Raw genomic sequence first — 17,830 nt, 5'->3', positions numbered from 1 at the left:
TTCACGATCCTTCAGCTAGGGCTTGTACTTTGCCGAGCACGTCGGGGTAGCGCTTCAGATGCGCGCCGCCGTTGACGTCGAAGGCCGATCCGGTGATCCAGCCGGCACGTTCCGAGGTCAAGAACTCCACGGTCTGCGCGATGTCGTCGGGGAGGCCTGAGCGCCCGAGCGGAGTGTTCTCGATGTACTCGTCGGTGAGCCCGGGCACCATCGCCAGGCCGGCCACGAGGGGAGTGTCCACCAGACCGGGGGAGACCGCGTTGACCCGGATGCCGCGGGGACCCAGCTCCAGTGCGGCCACCTGGACCAGCATCAGCACTCCGGCCTTAGCGCTGCAGTACGCGGCCATGGTGGTGCCGGGTTGGCGCCCGTTGAGCGAGGAGATCGCGACCACGCTGCCGCCGTCTTCGAGATTGCGGGCCGCGTGTTTGATCACCAGCATGGTGCCGGTGAGGCAGACATCGATGGTGGTCTGCCAACCGGACAACTCGATGTCGGCGATCGGGCCGATGATCGACAGGCCGGCACAACTGACCACCGTGCGGACCGGTCCGGCTTCGCGGGCGACCGCGAATGCCGCTGCGACACTGGCCTCGTCAGTCACGTCCGCGACGACGGCGGTGGCGTTATCGGCGAGTTCGGCGGCCCGGGCACGTGCGGCTTCCTCGTTGACGTCGGCGATCACCACATGGTCACCGCGCGCGACCAGGGCATGCGCGGTGGCCAGGCCGATCCCGGAAGCGCCGCCCATGATCAGGGCCACAGGTTTTTGAGCAGCCATCGTCACGCTCCCGTCGTCGTGGTGGTTCGGTAGGTGCGCTCGCGTTCGGGACGCATCCACAGCGTGTCTTCACCGACGTCGGTGCCGTCGGCCACCAACACCCGTTTGAGGATTTTGTTGGTGGCCGTCGCGGGCAGCTCCGCGGTCACCCGGACATAGCGGGGCCAGGCCTTGGGGGAGAAGTCCTCTTGGGAGGCAAGGAAATCGGCCAAGTCTCCCTCGGTCAGCTGAGCGTCATCGCGCAGTACCAGCGCGGCCATCACCTGGTCTCCGACGTTGCCGTCCGGCACGGCGTACACCGCGGCCTGGTTGATGTCGGGGTGGCGCATCAGGATCCGTTCGATCGGCGCCGCCGCCAGGTTCTCGCCGTCGACCCGCATCCAGTCGGCGGTACGTCCGGCCAGATAGATCCAGCCGTCGGCGTCGGCGTAGGCAAGGTCGCCTGACCAGTACATGCCGTCACGCATCCGGTCTGCGGTGGCCTGCTCATTGTTGTAGTAGCCCGAGAAGAATCCCGACCCGGCGGTGTTGACCAGTTCGCCGATCGCCTCGTCGGCGTTGAGCAGCGCACCATGTTCGTCGAAGATCGCCGGTGCGCATTCGGCTTTCGTTTCGCTGTTGTAGATGGCGACGCCCGGGAAGCCGCGTCCCACCGAACCCGGCGGGGTGCCTTCATCGCGGGTGATGGTGACGGCGTTCTCGGTGGAGCCGAAGGCGTCGACCACGTGAACACCGAACCGGCGGGCGAACTCGCCGATGTCACGCTCGGAGGCCTCGTTGCCGAACGCGACACGCAGCGGATTGTCGGCGTCATCGGGCTGCTCGGGATGCGCCAGCAGGTAGGCGAACGGCTTGCCGACGTAGTTCATGTAGGTGCCACCGTAGGCGCGGATGTCGACCAGGAACCGCGAAGCCGAGAACTTGGCCGGCGCCATCGCCGCACCGGCGGCCACCGCCGGACCGAAGCCGGCCGCGATCGCATTCGAATGGAACAGTGGCATGGAGAGGTAGACGACGTCGTCGGCGCCCAACTCGAATCGCTCGGTGAGGCTCTGCCCGGCGACCAGCACCATGAAGTGGCTGACCAGAACGGCTTTCGGGTCACCACTGGTGCCGGAGGTGAAGATCAGCATGAACGGGTCCATCGGCCCGACCTGCCGATGCGGCTGCAGTACCCCGGCCTCAGCGCACTCGCTGGCCCAGGCCGGATCGTCGACGTCGATGACCGTGACGCCGGGCAGTTCCATTCCCCGCAGCAGCGCACGATGTTCGGCATCGACGAGCAGGATCTGCACATCGGCGGTGCGCAGATCCCCCGCGAGCGCCGAGCCGCGGCGGGTGTCGTTGACCCCACACAGGACGTAGCCACCCAGCCCGGCGGCGGCCAGCGCGGTGAGCATCCCGGGGGTGTTGCCCAGCAGGGCGCCGACGTGCATCGGCCGGCCGGTATCGGCGCGCGCGAGCACCGCGGCCCCGTGGCGGGCCGCCCGGACGAGGTACTCCCGCCAGGACCAGCGGATCTGCCCACCGTCGGTGTCGTTATATAGCACCGCCAGTCCGGTGTCACCGATGCGTTCGGCGAGCAGCTGCTGCATGGTTTCTGCCATCAGACCTCCTAACCCGTGACCGTAGCGGTCGCGCCGGCCAGGTGCCGGGTCAAAAACGCGATCTGGTGCTCGACGACGTGATCGAACCAGTCGCCACCGGCGAAGACGTCGAAGTGATCGCACGGGTAGTGCCGCACTTCGGCGCGGGCGGCGAACGCCGCTTTCGCGGCGGCCTGCGGGGGAGCGCCCTGGTCGAAGTCGGCTATCTGCACCAGGATCGGGCAGGCGATGGCCTCGGCATGCTTGGCCGCCGGCCGGTAGGCGCCGAGCTGCACGCCGACCTGGGCGTCGATCTCGTTGCGCCAGGTCGGACCGGCCATCGCGGTGTAGGCCGCGTGGTAGCCGTCGGCGGTCAAGGTGGCCAGCTCCCCGGGGCGGCCCACCAGCGGGATGGTCGCGGGCGGCCCACCGAAGCGTTGGGCCAACGCGCTGCGCCAACCCGTTGCCGTCGAGCGCAACATCGTGGCGGGGCGGTGATGCGGCAATGCCGCGACCGCAGCGGCCGGACCGCTGACCAGTGGTGTCAGCGCGATGGCGGCCGCAACACCGGGCGTGGTGGCGGCCACCTCGAAGACATGCCCGCCGCCCAGCGAGACGCCCCACGCCACGATCCGGCGCGGATCCACACCGGGCTGCTCGGCCGCAGCCGAGCATGCCGCGCGGAAGTCATCGATCTGCTCTTGCATGGAAATCCGTTGGCGCGGTTGCGCTTCTGAAGCACCGAAGTACCGGTAGTCGAATGCAAAGGCAGCGAAGCCGGCTTCGCTGAGTCGTTCGGCGAACGGGATCAGACCTGAGTCCACCGTGCCGCCCAGCCCGTGTCCGAGCACGACGACCGGGGAGCCCTCGCTGTCGTATTGCGAGGCTGGGAAGAACTGCCCGACGCACGTCGCGCCGCCGTGGGCGAATCGGACGGTCGTGCTCATGCGGATGCCTCCATCTTGCGCACCCCGGCCCACGCGGGTGGACCGAATTCGGTGGCGCGTCGAGTGCCGCGCGGGATCTCCGCGGTGCGCATGTCGTGTTCGTAAAGGAAGTAGTCGAGTTGCTGGGTGTGGCGCGGGGTGTCGAGCATGTGGCCGGTGTACTTGCGCCGGTCCGCGTCGATCACCCGGCGCATTTCGGTAGCCGACGGCAGCCGGTAGCGGCCGGCCGCGTAGGCGCCGATGAGGCGGGCCTGGGACTCCACGAACGGGAACAGCGTGGGGGTGGCTTGGGCGAAACCGGCGAACACCAAGTCGTCGATGCCGGGATAGAACATCCGCTTGTACAGGTCGATCCGATTGTCCGGTGCGCTGATGAACTCCGGGTCGAAGAAGGGGAAGGTGATGTTATAGCCGGTGGCGTAGATGATGATGTCGAATTGGCCGCTGGTGCCGTCGGTGAAGTGCACCGTCTCGCCATCGAGCCGGCTGATGTTCGGCTTGGGGATGACGTCGCCGGATCCCAGGCGCAGCGGCAGTTCCACCGATTGGGTGGGGTGCGCTTCGAAGAACTTGTGGTTGGGGGTGGGCAGCCCGAGGTCCTCGGGTCGCCCGGCGATGATCGGCTGGGCCCATTGCGCGACCTTGCGCTGCCAGGAGAACGGCAGATACGGGCTGGTCCGGAAGTACTTGTCGGCGGGCTTGCCGGCCAGGTACTTCGGCACGATCCAGGCGCCCGAACGAGTCGACAGGGTCAGTTCGTTGTCCAGGGCCTTCGACGACAGCTCGACCGCGATGTCGGCGGCGCTGTTGCCGAGGCCCACGACCAGGATCCGCTTTCCGGAGAAGTCCAGCGGTGTCTTCGGGTCGATGTAGTGGTGCGCGTGCAACGTCTCACCGCTGAAGTCGCCCGGGAAGTCCGGGAGGCGTGGATCCCAGTGGTGCCCGTTGGCGACGACCAACAGGTCGAACCGGCGGCGCCCGCCGCCGGCCAGCTCCAGCTCCCAGCCGCCGCCGGGAAGCCGCTGGGCGTGGGTGACCTCGGTGTCGAACTCGATGTTGCGTTTGAGCTCGAACGCCGCCGCGTAGGACTCCAGGTACTCCTTGACCAGTGTGTGGTGCAGGAAGTCGGGGTAGTGCTCCGGCATGGGGAAGTCGCGGAACGACAGCTGGTGCTTGGAGGTGTCGATGTGCAGCGACCGGTAGGCGCTGGAGTGCCCGTTCGGGTTGCCGAAGGCCCAGTTTCCGCCGATCCGATCCGAGGACTCGAAGCAGGTGTAGTCAACCGCGTAGTCGGACAACATCTTTCCGGCAGTCAGGCCGCTGATACCGGCACCGATGATCGCGGTGCGAGGGGTGGACATGGGGAACCTCCGAGATCCGGGGTAGACATGTTTGCAGAAGTGTCTACGGCGCGTGGCAATAGTACACACATCTGCGAATGTGTCTACCCCTTGCTAGGCTTACCAGCCAGGAGGTGGTCGTGAACGCAGCGTCAGGGTCGCCCGCATCCCCGTCGACCACCGACCGGCTTCTCGATGCGACTGAGAAGCTACTGGCCGACAAGGGGATTCGAGCGACGACGATGATCGACGTCGCTCAGGCGGCGGGGGTTTCCCGGGCCTGGCTGTACCGGAATTTCCCGGACAAGCCGACGCTGGTCGGCGCGGCGATCATTCGGCTGATCGAGACCAGCTGGGCGCAGACCCGCGCCGAGCTGTCGACGCTCACCGACTTCGAGGACCAGCTGGTGGCCGGCGTCCAGATCGGCCGCCGCGCCTACGACGATCCCGGCACACTACTGATGCGACTGCGCACCGCCGAACCGGATGAGTTCACCGCGTGCGCCGGGGCCGGCGTTCGCGGCCTGGTGCCCGACCTCGCAGCGTTCTGGCAGCCCTTCGTGCAGGCCGCCGTCGACGGCGGAGACATCCACCCCGACACCGACATTCCCGAGGCGAGCGAATGGGTCGCGCGGGTGATGATCAGCCTGGGCAGCGTGCCGGGAAACCACATGGACCCCGACGACCCGGCGGCCGTGCGAGGACATCTGCGCCGCTACGTGTTGCCGGGACTGCGGCAGGCGCCCACGACCGCGACACCGAAGGGCAAGCGATGACCGAGTGGTTCTTGTACCTCCCGCAGACCAGGATCGACCTCGACGACCTGGTGACACGCGCACGGGTGGCCGAGGCATCCGGTTTCGACGGCGTGGCTTTCCTCGACCACCTGGACACCCCGATGGATCCCGCGTCGCCGCTGTGGGAGGCGATGACCGTGGCCACCTGGGTCGCCGCGCATACCGAACGGATCAAGGTCGGCCACGTGGTGTTGTGCGCCGGGTTCCGGCACCCGGCGGTGCTGGCCAAGCAGGCGACCACCTTGGCCGCGGCCAGCGGCGGACGCTTCGAGCTGGGCCTGGGTTCCGGCTCGATGCCCGACGAGCTGGTCAAGTACGGGATCAGCACCGCCGGCCCGCGGCAGCGCGTCGACGCGCTGGGGGAGACGCTGGCGCTGTTGAGTGAGTACTGGAGCAGCGAGGGGGAGCGGGCCCAGTTTCCCGTGCCGACCGCGCCGATCCCGCTGGTACTGGGCGGGGTCGGCCCCCGCATGCTCGAGCTGACCCGTCGGTACGCCGACTGGTGGAATCTGCCGGCGACGCACGTGCACAAGTTGCCGGAGTTGCTGCCGTCGATCGGGTCGGCGCGCGCCTCGGTGCAGCAGATGGTGGGTTTCGCCCGACACGATCAGGACGTGGCCGCGGTAGCGGAGACCGCCCAGCGGCGATTCGGTCGGCTGGGATCGGGCCTGGTGTGCGGTGATTGCGCCGCGCTGGTCGAACACTTCCGTTTCCTTGAAAGCCAGGGGGCACAACGGTTCTACGTCTGGTTCGCTGATTTCGCGCCACCAGAGTCCATTGCCGAGTTCGCCGAGACCGTGATCAAGGCGGGTTGCTAAGCGCCTCAGCGTGATCGACGCGGTGCGTTCCAGCGGATCTCGATGTCGTCGGCGTCTGTGATCGGACCCCCCAGATCGTCGGTAACGCGAACGCCCACCCGCCGCTGGGTGGTCGCATCGACGAAGCTCAGTGGCGGCGTTCCGTCTTGCAGGTACTTGTCGCCCCACTGGGTCAAAGCCAGCATCACGGGCAAGAGATCCTCGCCTGCGGGTGTCAGCCGATACTCGTCTCGGGCCCGCTGCCCGGCCTCCTGGTAGGGGACCCGCCTGATGATTCCGGCGGCCTCGAGCTGCTTGAGTGCGCGCGACACCGCCGGCGCTGAGGCGCCGATGCGCGACATGAAGTCCTCGAATCGACTGGTGCCGTAGAAGCATTCCCGCACCACCAGGAACGCGGTCTTGGTGCTCAGCACATCGAGCAGCCGGGCCACCGAACACGCATCGCCGGTGGACCAGCGCGATCGGTCGCGCAACCGGGGTTCGAACTCCATGTGGTCCAGCTTACGTGACTAACACTTGCGTTATCCAGCGTGGCGTGCTTTGCTCTTACTAACGAAGTCGTTAGTCAGCAAGAGAGGATCCGGAAATGGTTGCAGTACAGGGAAAGGTCGCGGTGGTCACCGGCGGACGCCGCGGACTGGGCGCAGCCCTGGTCGACGAACTCTTGGCGCGCGGAGCCCACAAGGTCTACTCGACCGCACGCACCGCATTCACCGATGAGCGGCCGCAGGTGGTGCCACTGGCACTAGAGGTCGGGTCCCCCGAGTCGGTCGCGGCCCTGGCCGAGGCGGCCGGCGATGCCGAGCTGGTGTTCAACAATGCGGGCGTGCTGCTGCCGGACCCACTGCTGAGCGGCTCCTTCGAGCGGATCACCGAAACCTTTGACGTCAACGTCTTCGGGCCGCTGCGCCTGGCGCGCGCGTTCGCGCCGATCCTGGCGGCCAACGGGGGAGGGGCGCTGGTGAACATGCACTCGGTGCTGTCCTGGATGGCCGGCTCCGGCGCCTACGGCGCTTCCAAGGCCGCCGCCTGGTCGGTGACCAACTCGCTGCGCATCGAACTGGCGGCGCAGCAGACACAGGTGGTCGGCGTGCACGCCGGCTTGATCGACACCGACATGGTCTCCGACATGTCCGGACCCAAGGTGACGCCGGCCGAAGTGGCGCGGCGGATCGTCGACGGCGTGGAATCCGGTGCCGTTGAGGTGCTGGCCGACGACGTGTCTGTCGGCGTCAAGGCCGCGCTGTCCGGTCCGGTCGAGAACCTGTCGTTCGCTCTGTCGCACTGAGCACGCCCGAACCAACCAAGGAGTACTGAACCGTCATGCCACTGTGGACAATTCACCACACTCCCGGGATCTTCGACACCGAGGAGAAGCGCGCGCTGGCGTCCCGCATCACCGACCGCTACGAGAGTGCGGGCCTGCCGCGCTTCTATGTGGTCACCGTCTTCCACGAGATCGCACCGGAGGACTTCTATGTCGGTGGCGAGCCGACTCAGGTCGGCATTCGCGTCGTCATCGACCACATCGCCCGGCACGCCGTTGACCCCGAAAGCCGCCGGCGAATCACCGAATGGATCAACCAGATCCTTACTCCCACGCTCGAGCGGCACCCGGGCGTGCACTCGGAATTCCACGTCGACGAGACCAGCGAGGAACTGTGGATGATCAACGGGCTCGTTCCGCCGCCGGGCGGATCGGACGCCGAGAAGCGCTGGGCCAAGGAGAACGTGGCGACGGTGTACTGAGGCGGGCGCTCATCGGTACCGCGCCGCCAGCGCGGTACCGATGGCGGCCAGCTGGTCACGTACGCCCTGCGGACCGGTCACGTCGAGCCATTCGACCAGCCCCGCGAGCTGGCCGGCGAGGGCGTATTCACTGTGGCCGCGGATCACCACCTCGATCCGGCCATCGGGCGTGGAGCCGCCCACCTCAAGGCGGCCCCCGAGCATCATCCGGAGCAGGCCGAGCCCGTCGGGAACGCACAGGGCCTGGATTTCGATCGGGGTGCGTTTGCGGTCGACCTCGTCGGCGATCTCGCGCCAGCTCTGCGCAAGGTCGAATCCCTGCGGCCGCTGCACGGGGTCGTCGGTGAACTCGACCGACGAGACCCGGTCGATCCGGAAGGTCCGTCGACCGGCCTCCGTATGGGCAACCAGGTACCAGGTCGGGCCCTTGGCGACGATGCCCAGGGGGTGGACAGTCCGCTCGGTCTCGGCGCCTTGGCGGTCGACGTAGCCGAGCCGTATCTGGACGCCGCGGATCACTGCCTCTTGTAGGTCGTCGAGAAACTGCGGTGGCCGCGGCACCACCTGACTGGCCCCCCAGTGCCGTGGATCCACCACCACTGATGTCGCGGCGGCCTCGGCCTGCTCCCGGAAGGGCTCGGGCAGCGCGCGGACGAGCTTGCGCAGAGCGGCCTTGACTTCCGGGGTTGCCGCCGACGCGGGTCCAGCGACCAGAAAGAGGGCGCGAGCCTCGCTCGCGGTTAAACCCGAGAGGTCGGTACGAGCGCCGCCCAGCAGGCGCCACCCGCCACCTCGGCCCTGCATGGAGTACACCGGGACCCCGGCGACGCTGAGCGCTTCGAGGTCGCGGCGGGCGGTGCGCTCGGACACCTCCAGTTCCCGGGCGACCTCCAGCGCGGTGACCTGCTTGCGTTGTTGCAGCAGCAGCAGGGTGGCTAGCAGCCGATCAGCTCGCACCCCAGCAGACTCGCACATAAAACTGGCCACAAGATGTCCGGTTATGGCCGCAACAATGGCGCCATGACCAAACCGACCAGTTCTCCCGCAGCCCCTCCCACCGACCCCCGGCCCCTTCTCGACCGCGCCGTTGCCACCGCTAGCGCCGTTATCGCCGGCGTCCGCTCTGACCAGTTCGCTCACCTGACGCCCTGCACCGAGATGGACGTGCAGACCATGCTGGCTCACCTGGTCGCCGTTCTTGACCGCATTTCCGCGCTCGGCAACGGCGAGGACCCCTTCGCCGTCGCCGAACCACAGGTCTCCGACGATCGCTGGGCCGATGCGTGGCAGGAGTCCGGCAGACGCGCCACCGACGCCTGGGGCGACGACGCCGTCCTCCACCAACCCATGGCGCTGCCGTGGATCCAAGGCAGCGGCGCCGAGATTCTGGCGTCCTACCTCTCCGAGATCACGGTCCACACCTGGGACCTTGCGGTGGCGACCGGTCAGCAGCCCGACTGGGACGACACGGTGATCGCCGCCGCGTTGCAGTCGGCGCACCGGATCCTGCCGGCCGAGAATCGCCGGGCGCTCTACGCGCAGATCTCGGCCGCGATGGGCCTGGAAGAGGTGGCCATGCCGTTCGCCGAAGCTGTCCCCGTTCCCGACGACGCCCCCGCCATCGACCGGCTCATCGCCTGGAACGGCCGCGATCCGCTCTGGTGATCCGAGGGACAAAGCGCGAAGGCCACGAACCATTTTTGGTTCGTGGCCTTCGTGCCTGCGATTCGTAGAACCGCACACTGTGGGCGAAGGGGGACTTGAACCCCCACGTCCCGAAGGACACTGGCACCTGAAGCCAGCGCGTCTGCCATTCCGCCACTCGCCCGAGCAACCGGGGGAGCGTATCACGGGTCCCCCGCCCCCTGAAAAATCGGCTCCAGCCCGGCAGCTCAGCACCGCGGAGCCCCGTTCTAGCCGCCGTGATCCCTTCGTGACCTGGTCTTATCCGATTCTCCGCCGTAGAAGGGTGCCGCCCTGGCACCCCGGGTCGATACCATGTCCAGGGCGGATGCAGCTGAGCGACACGCCGCAGCAGCGTCCCCGGCACCATCAATGACGGCGGAGAGTAAGGCGGGTAGCAGCTTGGACAGCCAGCGCGGGCTGGTTCATCGCATCGAGCGCAAACTCGAATCCGCTGTGGAGGATGCGATGGCCCGGGTCTTCGGGGGGGAGGTCCTCCCCGAGGAGGTCGAGGCTGCGTTACGCCGCGAAGCCGCCGCAGGGGTGCGCTCCCTGGCCGGAAATCAACTTTTGGCACCCAACGAATACGTCATTACCCTCGGTAGAGACGACTACGACAAAGTGGGCGCCGACCAGGATCTGACGTCGAAGGCCTTCGCCCGTCATCTAGCGGGGTACATCGGCGAACAGGGGTGGCAAACGTATGGTGATGTGGTTGTCCGGTTCCAGCAGTCGCCGAGCCTGCGCACCGGCCAGGTCCGTGCCCGCGGCGGAGTCAATCCTGACGCCAGCCCCCACCAGACGGTCAATGAATCCCGCCCGCCACAATCAGTTCATGCGTTTACCGCAGAATCAGGAGTGCCACCGATGACCGATAACCCGTACCGCGGCGCCCACGGGCAGGATCGTCCCAGCGACGACTACTACGACCCCCGCTACGGCCGGCCCGCTGACGACGCTCGCGGCGGTCAGGACCCCCGTGGCCCCTACGCCCCCGACGCCGAGCACTACCAGCAGGAGCAACGCGGCGGCTACCCCGACCAGGGCCAGGGCGGCGGCTACGCCCCGCCCCGCCGGCCTGAGCAGGGCGGCTACCCCGAGCAGGGCGGCTACCCGGGCCCAGGCGGCGGTTATGCCCCTCCCGCCCCGCCGGCCCAGCCCTACGAGCAGCGTCCGCCCAGCGGCTACGGCGCTCCCGCCGGCTACGAGCAGGGCTACCCGCAGCACCAGCCCCCCGCAGCACCGGCCTACCCGGCCGGCGGCCAGCCCGGCTACGGCTACGGCGAGGCACCTGCGGCCCGCCAGGACGACTACGCCTACCCCGAGGGCCAGTACGAGCAGCGCCCCGCCTACCCGGACCAGGGTGGGTATGACCAGGGTGGCCAGTACGGCCGCCAGGACTACGGCCAGCCCGGGTACGGCTACGGCGAGGCATCTCCGGCTCCCGCCGGTTACGACTACGGCCAGCCCGCACCCGGCGGTTACGGCGAAGGTCAAGGCACCCAGGGCGGCTACGACTACGGCCAGCAGGCTCAGGGCGGTTACGGGGAGGCTCAGGGAGGCGGCTACGGCCAGCGGGCCTACTCCGCACCCGCGTCGGTCACCCTGCAGCTCGACGACGGCAGCGGCCGGACCTACCAGCTGCACGAAGGGGCCAACGTGGTTGGCCGCGGCCAGGACGCCCAGTTCCGGCTGCCCGACACCGGGGTGTCACGCCGTCACCTCGAGATCCGCTGGGACGGCCGGGTGGCCCTGCTGTCGGACCTGAACTCGACCAACGGCACCACCGTGAACAACGCCCCGGTCCAGGAGTGGCAGCTGGCCGACGGCGACGTCATCCGGCTGGGTCACTCCGAGATCATCGTCCGGGTCCACTAGGCCCGGCGGCAGCGTCCACCCGACTGACCAACCCAACCAGCAAAGCGCTGCCGCTTTGCCCTACGGCCGCCCGCGCCCAAGTATCGTGACTTTGCCGAAGTGCTCCGCCGTCAGGAGCACGCCATGGGCTGCGCGACAACGGAGAGGACGCCGGATGCAGGGACTGGTACTGCAGCTGACGCGAGCCGGTTTTTTGACGTTGTTGTGGCTGTTCATCTGGTCCGTGCTGCGGATATTGCGGACCGACATCTACGCACCCACCGGCGCCGTGATGGTTCGCCGGGGGTTGTCGATCCGGGGCGTGCTGCTGCCGCCACGCCAGCAGCGGACTACCGCACGGCATCTGGTCGTGACCGAGGGACCGCTGACCGGGGCACGCATCGCGCTCAGCGATCAGCCGGTTCTGGTGGGCCGCGCCGACGACTCCACCCTGGTGCTCACCGACGATTACGCCTCCACCCGACACGCACGGCTATCTCAGCGGGGCACGGAATGGTATGTCGAAGATCTGGGTTCGACCAACGGGACCTACCTTGACAGGGTGAAGGTGACCACTGCGGTACGGGTTCCAGTCGGCACGCCGATACGAATCGGCAAGACCGCGATTGAGCTCCGCCGGTGAGCCTGGTTCTGCGGTACGCCGCCCGTAGCGACCGCGGTCTGGTGCGCTCCAACAACGAGGACTCCGTCTACGCCGGTGCCCGGCTGTTGGCGTTGGCCGACGGCATGGGCGGGCACGCGGCCGGTGAAGTCGCGTCGCAACTGGTGATCGCTGCGCTGGCGCACCTCGACGACGACGAACCCGGCGGCGACCTGCTGGCGAAGCTGGAAAGTGCCGTGCAGGAGGGCAACTCGGCGATCGCCGCCTATGTCGAAGAGCACCCCGAGCTCGAAGGCATGGGCACCACGCTGACCACGATCCTGTTCGCCGGCCCGCGGCTGGGGCTGGCCCATATCGGCGACTCCCGCGGCTACCTGCTGCGCGACGGTGAGCTCACCCAGATCACCAAGGACGACACCTTCGTACAGACCCTGGTCGACGAAGGCCGCATCACCTTGGAGGAGGCGCACAGCCATCCGCAGCGCTCCCTGATCATGCGCGCCCTGACCGGCCATGAGGTGGAGCCGACGCTGATCATGCGCGAAGCGCAGGCCGGCGATCGCTATCTGCTGTGCTCCGACGGCCTGTCGGACCCGGTGAGCACCGAGACCATCCACGAGGCGCTGGAGATCCCCGACGTCAACGACTGCGCGCTACGGCTCATCGAGTTGGCGCTGCGCGGCGGCGGCCCCGACAACGTGACGGTCGTGGTGGCCGATGTCGTCGACGTCGACTACGGCCAGACCCAGCCGATCCTGGCCGGGGCGGTCTCCGACAGCGACGACGACCACGTGATCGCCCTCAACACCGCTGCCGGGCGGGCGTCGGCGATCTCCCCGCGCAAAACGGTCGCCAAGCGCGTGCTGCCGCGTATCGAAACGCCGGACCGCCCACCCCGGTCCCGCCGCCGCAAGTTCATCGTCGCGGCGCTTCTGCTGACACTGCTGGGTGCCGGGCTACTGGTCGGACGCGCGGTGGTGCGCACCAACTACTACGTCACCGCCTACGGCGGCACGGTGGCGATCATGCGCGGTGTACAGGGATCCATCTTGGGCGTGCCGCTGCAGGAGCCCTATCTGCTCGGCTGTCTGGACAGCAAGGGCGAGCTGGTGCAGATCAGCTTCAAACAGTCCGGCGACAAGCTGTCCTGCCGACTGATGACGCTGCAGGACCTCCGCCCGCCGGCCCGCCAACAGGTCAGCAACGGCCTGCCCGCCGGCACCCTCGACGACGCGATCACCCAACTGCGCAATCTGGCCCGCGATTCTCTGCTGCCGCCGTGCCCGCACGGCACCACCACCGGCACCAACTCGACGCCGTCGCGCACGCCGGCCCCCGGTCTGGTCCCGACCGGTCCGCGGCCCGGCCCGCCGCCCCCTTCCGGAAAGTCGCGTCTGCCCACCCTGACCAACCTGCCGCCGGCACCTCCAGAACCGGGGACCGACTGCCGGGCGGCCTCATGACCCGCGCCGGCGACGATGCAGAGCGGAGCGTGCGGAGCGATGAGGAGAAGCGGCGCGCCTTAAACACCGCCGGCGACGATGCAGAGCGGAGCGTGCGGAGCGATGAGGAAGTGAGCACGGCGCCGCAGCCGCCGGTGACGCTGACCCCGGCGCTGCCGGATCGACGTAACGCCGAACTGCTGCTGCTGTGCTTCGCCGCCATGATCATCGCGGTGGCGATGCTGATCGTCGAGGCCGGTCACGAGCAGGGCCTGCGCCCCGACCTGGTCGGTTACGGGGTCGCGTTTCTGGTGCTGTTCAGCTTCGCGCACCTGGTCATCCGGCGGTCGGCACGTTATGCCGACCCGCTGCTGCTGCCAGTGGTGGCCCTGCTCAACGGCCTTGGGCTGGTGATGATCCACCGCATCGATCTCGGGGTCGGAATCGACGGCGCCGACTCTCGTCCCGGCGCCAGCGCGCAGATGCTGTGGACACTGGTCGGCGTAGGGGTCTTCGCCCTGGTGCTGGTGGCCCTCAAGGACCATCGCCAACTCTCCGGCAGCGGCTACGTTTGCGGCCTGGCCGGACTGGTGCTGCTGGTGATCCCCGCCCTGCTGCCGGCCTCGCTGTCCGAACGCCAGGGTGCGAAAATCTGGATCCGGTTGCCGGGCTTCTCAATTCAGCCCGCCGAGTTCTCCAAGATCTTGTTGCTGATCTTCTTTGCCTCGGTGCTGGTGTCCAAGCGCCGGTTGTTCACCAGCGCCGGCAAGCACGTGCTGGGCATGAACCTGCCCCGGCCCCGCGACCTGGCGCCGCTGCTGGCCGCCTGGGTGATCTCGGTCGGAGTCATGGCGTTCGAGAAGGACCTCGGCACGTCGCTGCTGCTGTACGCATCGTTCCTGGTGGTGGTGTACCTGGCCACCCGCCGGTTCAGCTGGATGGTGATCGGCATGCTGTTGTTCGCCGCCGGCAGCGTGGCCGCCTACTTCCTGTTCAGCCACGTCCGGGTGCGGGTGCAGACTTGGCTGGACCCCTTCGCCGACCCGGAGGGCGTCGGCTATCAGATGGTGCAGTCGCTGTTCAGCTTCGCCACCGGCGGCATCTTCGGCACCGGGTTGGGCAACGGACAGCCCGGTTATGTGCCCGCGGCGTCGACGGACTTCATCATCGCGGCGTTCGGCGAGGAGCTGGGCCTGGTCGGGCTCGCCGGCGTGCTGATTCTGTACACCATCGTGATCGTGCGTGGGATGCGGACAGCGATCGCGGTGCGTGACAGCTTCGGCAAGCTGTTGGCCGCCGGCTTGGCCGCCACCTTGGGCATTCAGCTGTTCATCGTGGTCGGCGGGGTGACGAAGCTGATTCCGCTGACCGGGCTCACCACCCCGTGGCTGTCCTACGGCGGGTCGTCGTTGCTGGCCAACTATGTGCTCCTGGCGATCCTGCTGCGCGTCTCGCACGCCGCCCGCCGACCGCTGAGCACCCATCCCGTGCGCCCGACTCCGATCGGCGACACCGGCACGGCGGTGATCGAGCGCGTATGAATACCTCCCTGCGCCGCGTCACGATGACCCTGATGGCGCTGATCGTGCTGCTCTTGGGCAACGCCACCCTGACCCAGGTCTTTGCCGCCGACGGGCTGCGCGCCGACCCGCGCAACCAGCGGGTGCTGCTCGACGAATACTCCCGGCAACGCGGCCAGATCACCGCCGCCGGCCAGCTGCTGGCCTACTCGGTCGCCACCGACGGCCGGATCAAATACCAGCGCATCTACCCCGACCCGGCGGTGTATGCGCCGGTCACCGGGTTCTACTCGCTGCGGTACTCCAGCAGCGGCCTCGAGCGCGCCGAGGACACCGTGCTCAACGGGTCCGACCCGCGCCTGTTCGGGCTGCGGTTGGCCGACTTCTTCACCGGCCGCAGCCCGCGCGGCGGCACCGTGGAGACCACTATCCGGCCCCGGGTGCAGCAAGCCGGCTGGGAGGCGATGCAGAAGGGTTGCACCGGCGGCTGCCGTGGTGCGGTGGTGGCCCTGGAGCCGTCCACCGGCAAGGTCCTGGCGATGGTGTCAGCGCCGTCGTATGACCCCAACCTGCTGTCCTCGCACGATTCGGCCAAGCAGGGTCAAGCCTGGCAACAGCTGCGCGACGACCCCACCTCGCCGCTGACCAACCGCGCCATCAGCGAGACCTACCCGCCGGGTTCGACGTTCAAGGTGATCACGACGGCGGCGGCGCTGCAGGCCGGCGTCAGCGAGAACGAGCCGCTGACCAACGCGGCGCGCATCGCGCTGCCCGACAGCACGGTCACGCTGGAGAACTACGGCGGCAGCACCTGCGATGGCGGCAACGAGCAGACCGTTCCGCTGCGGATGGCGTTCGCGCGTTCCTGCAACACCGCCTTCGTCCAGTTGGGTATTCGTACCGGCGTGGACGCTCTGCGCAGCACTGCCCAGGGGTTCGGCCTGGATATCACCCCCGAGCCGATGCCGCTGCAGGTCGCGGAGTCCACCGTCGGCCGGATCGGCGACGCGGCCGCGCTCGGCATGACCAGCATCGGCCAGAAGGACGTCGCCATCACCCCGCTGAAGAACGCGGTTATCGCGGCGACCATCGCCAACGGCGGGCTGACCATGCAGCCGTATCTGGTCGACGGCCTGGAGGGTCCGGACCTGGCGGGCATCGCCACCACCCAACCGCGCGAGCAGCGCCGTGCAGTGTCCTCGCAGGTCGCGGCTAAGCTAACTGAACTAATGATCGACGCCGAAAGAATGACCCAGCAGGAGGGGGCCATCCCGGGCGTACAGATCGCGTCGAAGACCGGTACCGCCGAACACGGTCCCGATCCGCGGAACACCCCGCCGCACGCGTGGTACATCGCCTTTGCCCCGGCCAGCGCCCCGAAAGTGGCCGTTGCCGTCCTGGTCGAAGACGGTGGCGACCGGTTGGCCGCCACCGGCGGTGCCTTGGCGGCACCGATCGGCCGCGCCGTGATCCAAGCCGCCCTGCAGGGGCGCTCATGAGTCCACAGGTCGGCGCGGCACTGGCCGGGCGTTATCGGTTGCAGCGGCTCATCGCCACCGGCGGTATGGGCCAGGTGTGGGAGGCCGTCGACAATCGGCTGGGCCGGCGCGTCGCGGTCAAGGTCCTCAAGCCGGAGTTCTCCTCGGACCCGGAGTTCATCGAGCGGTTCCGCGCCGAGGCCCGCAACACCGCGATGCTCAACCACCCGGGTATCGCCAGCGTGCACGACTATGGCGAGACCGAGCTGGACGGCGAAGGCCGCACCGCTTTCCTGGTGATGGAACTGGTCAACGGTGAACCGCTGAACTCGGTGCTCAAGCGGACCGGGCGATTGTCGCTGCGGCACGCCCTGGACATGCTGGAGCAGACCGGGCGCGCACTGCAGGTGGCGCACAGCACCGGGCTGGTGCACCGCGACGTCAAGCCCGGCAACATCATGATCACGCCCACCGGCCAGGTGAAGATCACCGACTTCGGCATCGCCAAGGCCGTCGACGCCGCCCCGGTCACCCAGACCGGCATGGTGATGGGCACCGCCCAGTACATCGCCCCGGAACAGGCCCTGGGCCAGGACGCCACCGCCGCCAGTGACGTCTACTCGCTGGGTGTGGTCGGCTACGAGGTGCTGTCCGGCCGTCGACCGTTCACCGGCGACGGCGCGCTGACCGTCGCGATGAAGCACATCAAGGAGCCACCTCCGCCGCTGCCGGCCGAGTTGCCGCCCAACGTGCGTGAACTGATCGAGATCACGCTGGCCAAGAACCCGGGGATGCGCTACCGCAGCGGCGGCCCGTTCGCCGACGCGGTGGCCGCGGTGCGATCCGGGCGGCGTCCCACCCGACCCAGTCAGGCACTGCCGGCCGGGCGTGCCGCACCGTCGGCCATCCCGTCGGGTGTCGTCACCCGCGTTGCACCGGCGCCCGTGTCGGCCCGGGCCACCGCGGCGCGCCGGGCCCGGCCCAGCACCGGCACCCATCGCACGCCCCCGCCGCGGCGCACGTTCACCGCCGGGCAGCGTGCGCTGCTGTGGGCTGCCGGGGTGCTCGGCACGCTGGCAATCATCATCGCGGTGCTGATCGTGGTCAACGCCAAGAGCCCGGGCGGCTCACTCGCGCCGGCCACCGTCACCGACACCGGGGCGCCACTGACGAGCTCGTCGAGCTCTGAATCGTCTTCGGCGGCACCACC

At 68.5% G+C, this 17,830-nt stretch carries 16 protein-coding genes, 1 tRNA gene and 1 pseudogene; 11 read left to right on the top strand and 7 right to left on the bottom strand.

Going from position 1 to position 17,830, the window contains the following annotated elements; translation table 11 throughout:
* Position 1: 1 nt before the first annotated feature.
* The 4 genes from NM962_17675 to NM962_17660 are packed head-to-tail and all read right to left on the bottom strand — an operon-like array spanning position 2 to position 4,675.
* Complete coding sequence (locus NM962_17675; GenBank protein UVO11743.1) at positions 2 to 781, bottom strand: SDR family oxidoreductase; 780 nt, start codon at positions 779 to 781, stop codon at positions 2 to 4.
* Between the two features lie 2 nt (positions 782 to 783).
* Positions 784 to 2,388, bottom strand: coding sequence for a fatty-acid--CoA ligase FadD1 (gene fadD1, locus NM962_17670; protein ID UVO11742.1), 1,605 nt, complete (start codon positions 2,386 to 2,388; stop codon positions 784 to 786).
* Between the two features lie 8 nt (positions 2,389 to 2,396).
* Positions 2,397 to 3,314: an alpha/beta hydrolase gene (locus tag NM962_17665; GenBank protein UVO11741.1), complete on the bottom strand. Its 918-nt coding sequence runs from the start codon at positions 3,312 to 3,314 to the stop codon at positions 2,397 to 2,399.
* A complete protein-coding gene (locus tag NM962_17660) occupies positions 3,311 to 4,675 on the bottom strand; it encodes an NAD(P)-binding domain-containing protein (GenBank protein ID UVO11740.1) in 1,365 nt (454 codons plus the stop codon). The genes NM962_17665 and NM962_17660 overlap by 4 nt, the downstream gene beginning before the upstream one ends.
* 119 nt (positions 4,676 to 4,794) lie before the next feature.
* Between NM962_17660 and NM962_17655 the strand changes: the two genes are divergently transcribed.
* Together NM962_17655 and NM962_17650 are read left to right on the top strand one after the other, a co-directional pair.
* Positions 4,795 to 5,430 carry a TetR/AcrR family transcriptional regulator gene (locus NM962_17655; protein UVO11739.1) on the top strand — a complete coding sequence of 212 codons (636 nt, stop codon included), beginning with the start codon at positions 4,795 to 4,797 and terminating at the stop codon, positions 5,428 to 5,430.
* Positions 5,427 to 6,269: an LLM class flavin-dependent oxidoreductase gene (locus NM962_17650; GenBank protein ID UVO11738.1), complete on the top strand. Its 843-nt coding sequence runs from the start codon at positions 5,427 to 5,429 to the stop codon at positions 6,267 to 6,269. The genes NM962_17655 and NM962_17650 overlap by 4 nt, the downstream gene beginning before the upstream one ends.
* 5 nt (positions 6,270 to 6,274) lie before the next feature.
* On the opposite strand, the gene NM962_17645 is transcribed toward NM962_17650, so the two are convergent.
* Complete coding sequence (locus tag NM962_17645) at positions 6,275 to 6,760, bottom strand: helix-turn-helix transcriptional regulator (GenBank protein ID UVO11737.1); 486 nt, start codon at positions 6,758 to 6,760, stop codon at positions 6,275 to 6,277.
* Between the two features lie 95 nt (positions 6,761 to 6,855).
* Between NM962_17645 and NM962_17640 the strand changes: the two genes are divergently transcribed.
* Together NM962_17640 and NM962_17635 are read left to right on the top strand one after the other, a co-directional pair.
* On the top strand, positions 6,856 to 7,557 hold the full coding sequence (locus tag NM962_17640) for an SDR family oxidoreductase (protein UVO11736.1): 702 nt from the start codon (positions 6,856 to 6,858) through the stop codon (positions 7,555 to 7,557).
* Between the two features lie 35 nt (positions 7,558 to 7,592).
* Positions 7,593 to 8,018, top strand: a complete 426-nt coding sequence (locus NM962_17635; protein ID UVO11735.1) for a tautomerase family protein — start codon at positions 7,593 to 7,595, stop codon at positions 8,016 to 8,018.
* Positions 8,019 to 8,027: 9 nt separating this feature from the next.
* Here the strand turns inward: NM962_17635 and NM962_17630 are convergent, their stop codons facing one another.
* Complete coding sequence (locus NM962_17630) at positions 8,028 to 8,975, bottom strand: WYL domain-containing protein (GenBank protein ID UVO11734.1); 948 nt, start codon at positions 8,973 to 8,975, stop codon at positions 8,028 to 8,030.
* A gap of 63 nt (positions 8,976 to 9,038) precedes the next feature.
* On the opposite strand from NM962_17630, the gene NM962_17625 reads away from it, so the two are divergent.
* The gene (locus NM962_17625) at positions 9,039 to 9,683 is read left to right on the top strand and encodes a TIGR03086 family metal-binding protein (GenBank protein UVO11733.1); all 645 of its coding nucleotides are present in this window, start codon (positions 9,039 to 9,041) and stop codon (positions 9,681 to 9,683) included.
* 80 nt (positions 9,684 to 9,763) lie between these two features.
* Here NM962_17625 and NM962_17620 read toward each other — a convergent pair.
* Positions 9,764 to 9,846, bottom strand: a tRNA-Leu gene (locus tag NM962_17620).
* A gap of 257 nt (positions 9,847 to 10,103) precedes the next feature.
* On the opposite strand from NM962_17620, the gene NM962_17615 reads away from it, so the two are divergent.
* From NM962_17615 to NM962_17590, 6 genes and pseudogenes are all read left to right on the top strand, one after another.
* Positions 10,104 to 11,579, top strand: coding sequence for a DUF3662 and FHA domain-containing protein (locus tag NM962_17615; protein UVO11732.1), 1,476 nt, complete (start codon positions 10,104 to 10,106; stop codon positions 11,577 to 11,579).
* Between the two features lie 154 nt (positions 11,580 to 11,733).
* Positions 11,734 to 12,201: an FHA domain-containing protein gene (locus NM962_17610; GenBank protein UVO11731.1), complete on the top strand. Its 468-nt coding sequence runs from the start codon at positions 11,734 to 11,736 to the stop codon at positions 12,199 to 12,201.
* Positions 12,198 to 13,643: a protein phosphatase 2C domain-containing protein gene (locus NM962_17605; GenBank protein UVO11730.1), complete on the top strand. Its 1,446-nt coding sequence runs from the start codon at positions 12,198 to 12,200 to the stop codon at positions 13,641 to 13,643. Before NM962_17610 ends, NM962_17605 begins: the two co-directional genes overlap by 4 nt.
* A gap of 110 nt (positions 13,644 to 13,753) precedes the next feature.
* Complete coding sequence (locus NM962_17600; GenBank protein ID UVO11729.1) at positions 13,754 to 15,163, top strand: FtsW/RodA/SpoVE family cell cycle protein; 1,410 nt, start codon at positions 13,754 to 13,756, stop codon at positions 15,161 to 15,163.
* Positions 15,160 to 16,641 (top strand): D,D-transpeptidase PbpA, encoded by a 1,482-nt coding sequence (pbpA, locus tag NM962_17595; GenBank protein ID UVO11728.1) that lies wholly within the window; start codon positions 15,160 to 15,162, stop codon positions 16,639 to 16,641. Before NM962_17600 ends, pbpA begins: the two co-directional genes overlap by 4 nt.
* Positions 16,638 to 17,828, top strand: a pseudogene (locus NM962_17590) (protein kinase). Before pbpA ends, NM962_17590 begins: the two are co-directional and overlap by 4 nt.
* The last annotated feature ends 2 nt before the right edge of the window (positions 17,829 to 17,830 follow it).

This window comes from Mycobacterium sp. SVM_VP21, from assembly GCA_024758765.1.
GTDB lineage: Bacteria > Actinomycetota > Actinomycetes > Mycobacteriales > Mycobacteriaceae > Mycobacterium > Mycobacterium heraklionense_C.
Note: the sequence above shows the minus strand (reverse complement) of the source record. Positions and strands in the feature narration are given on the sequence as shown.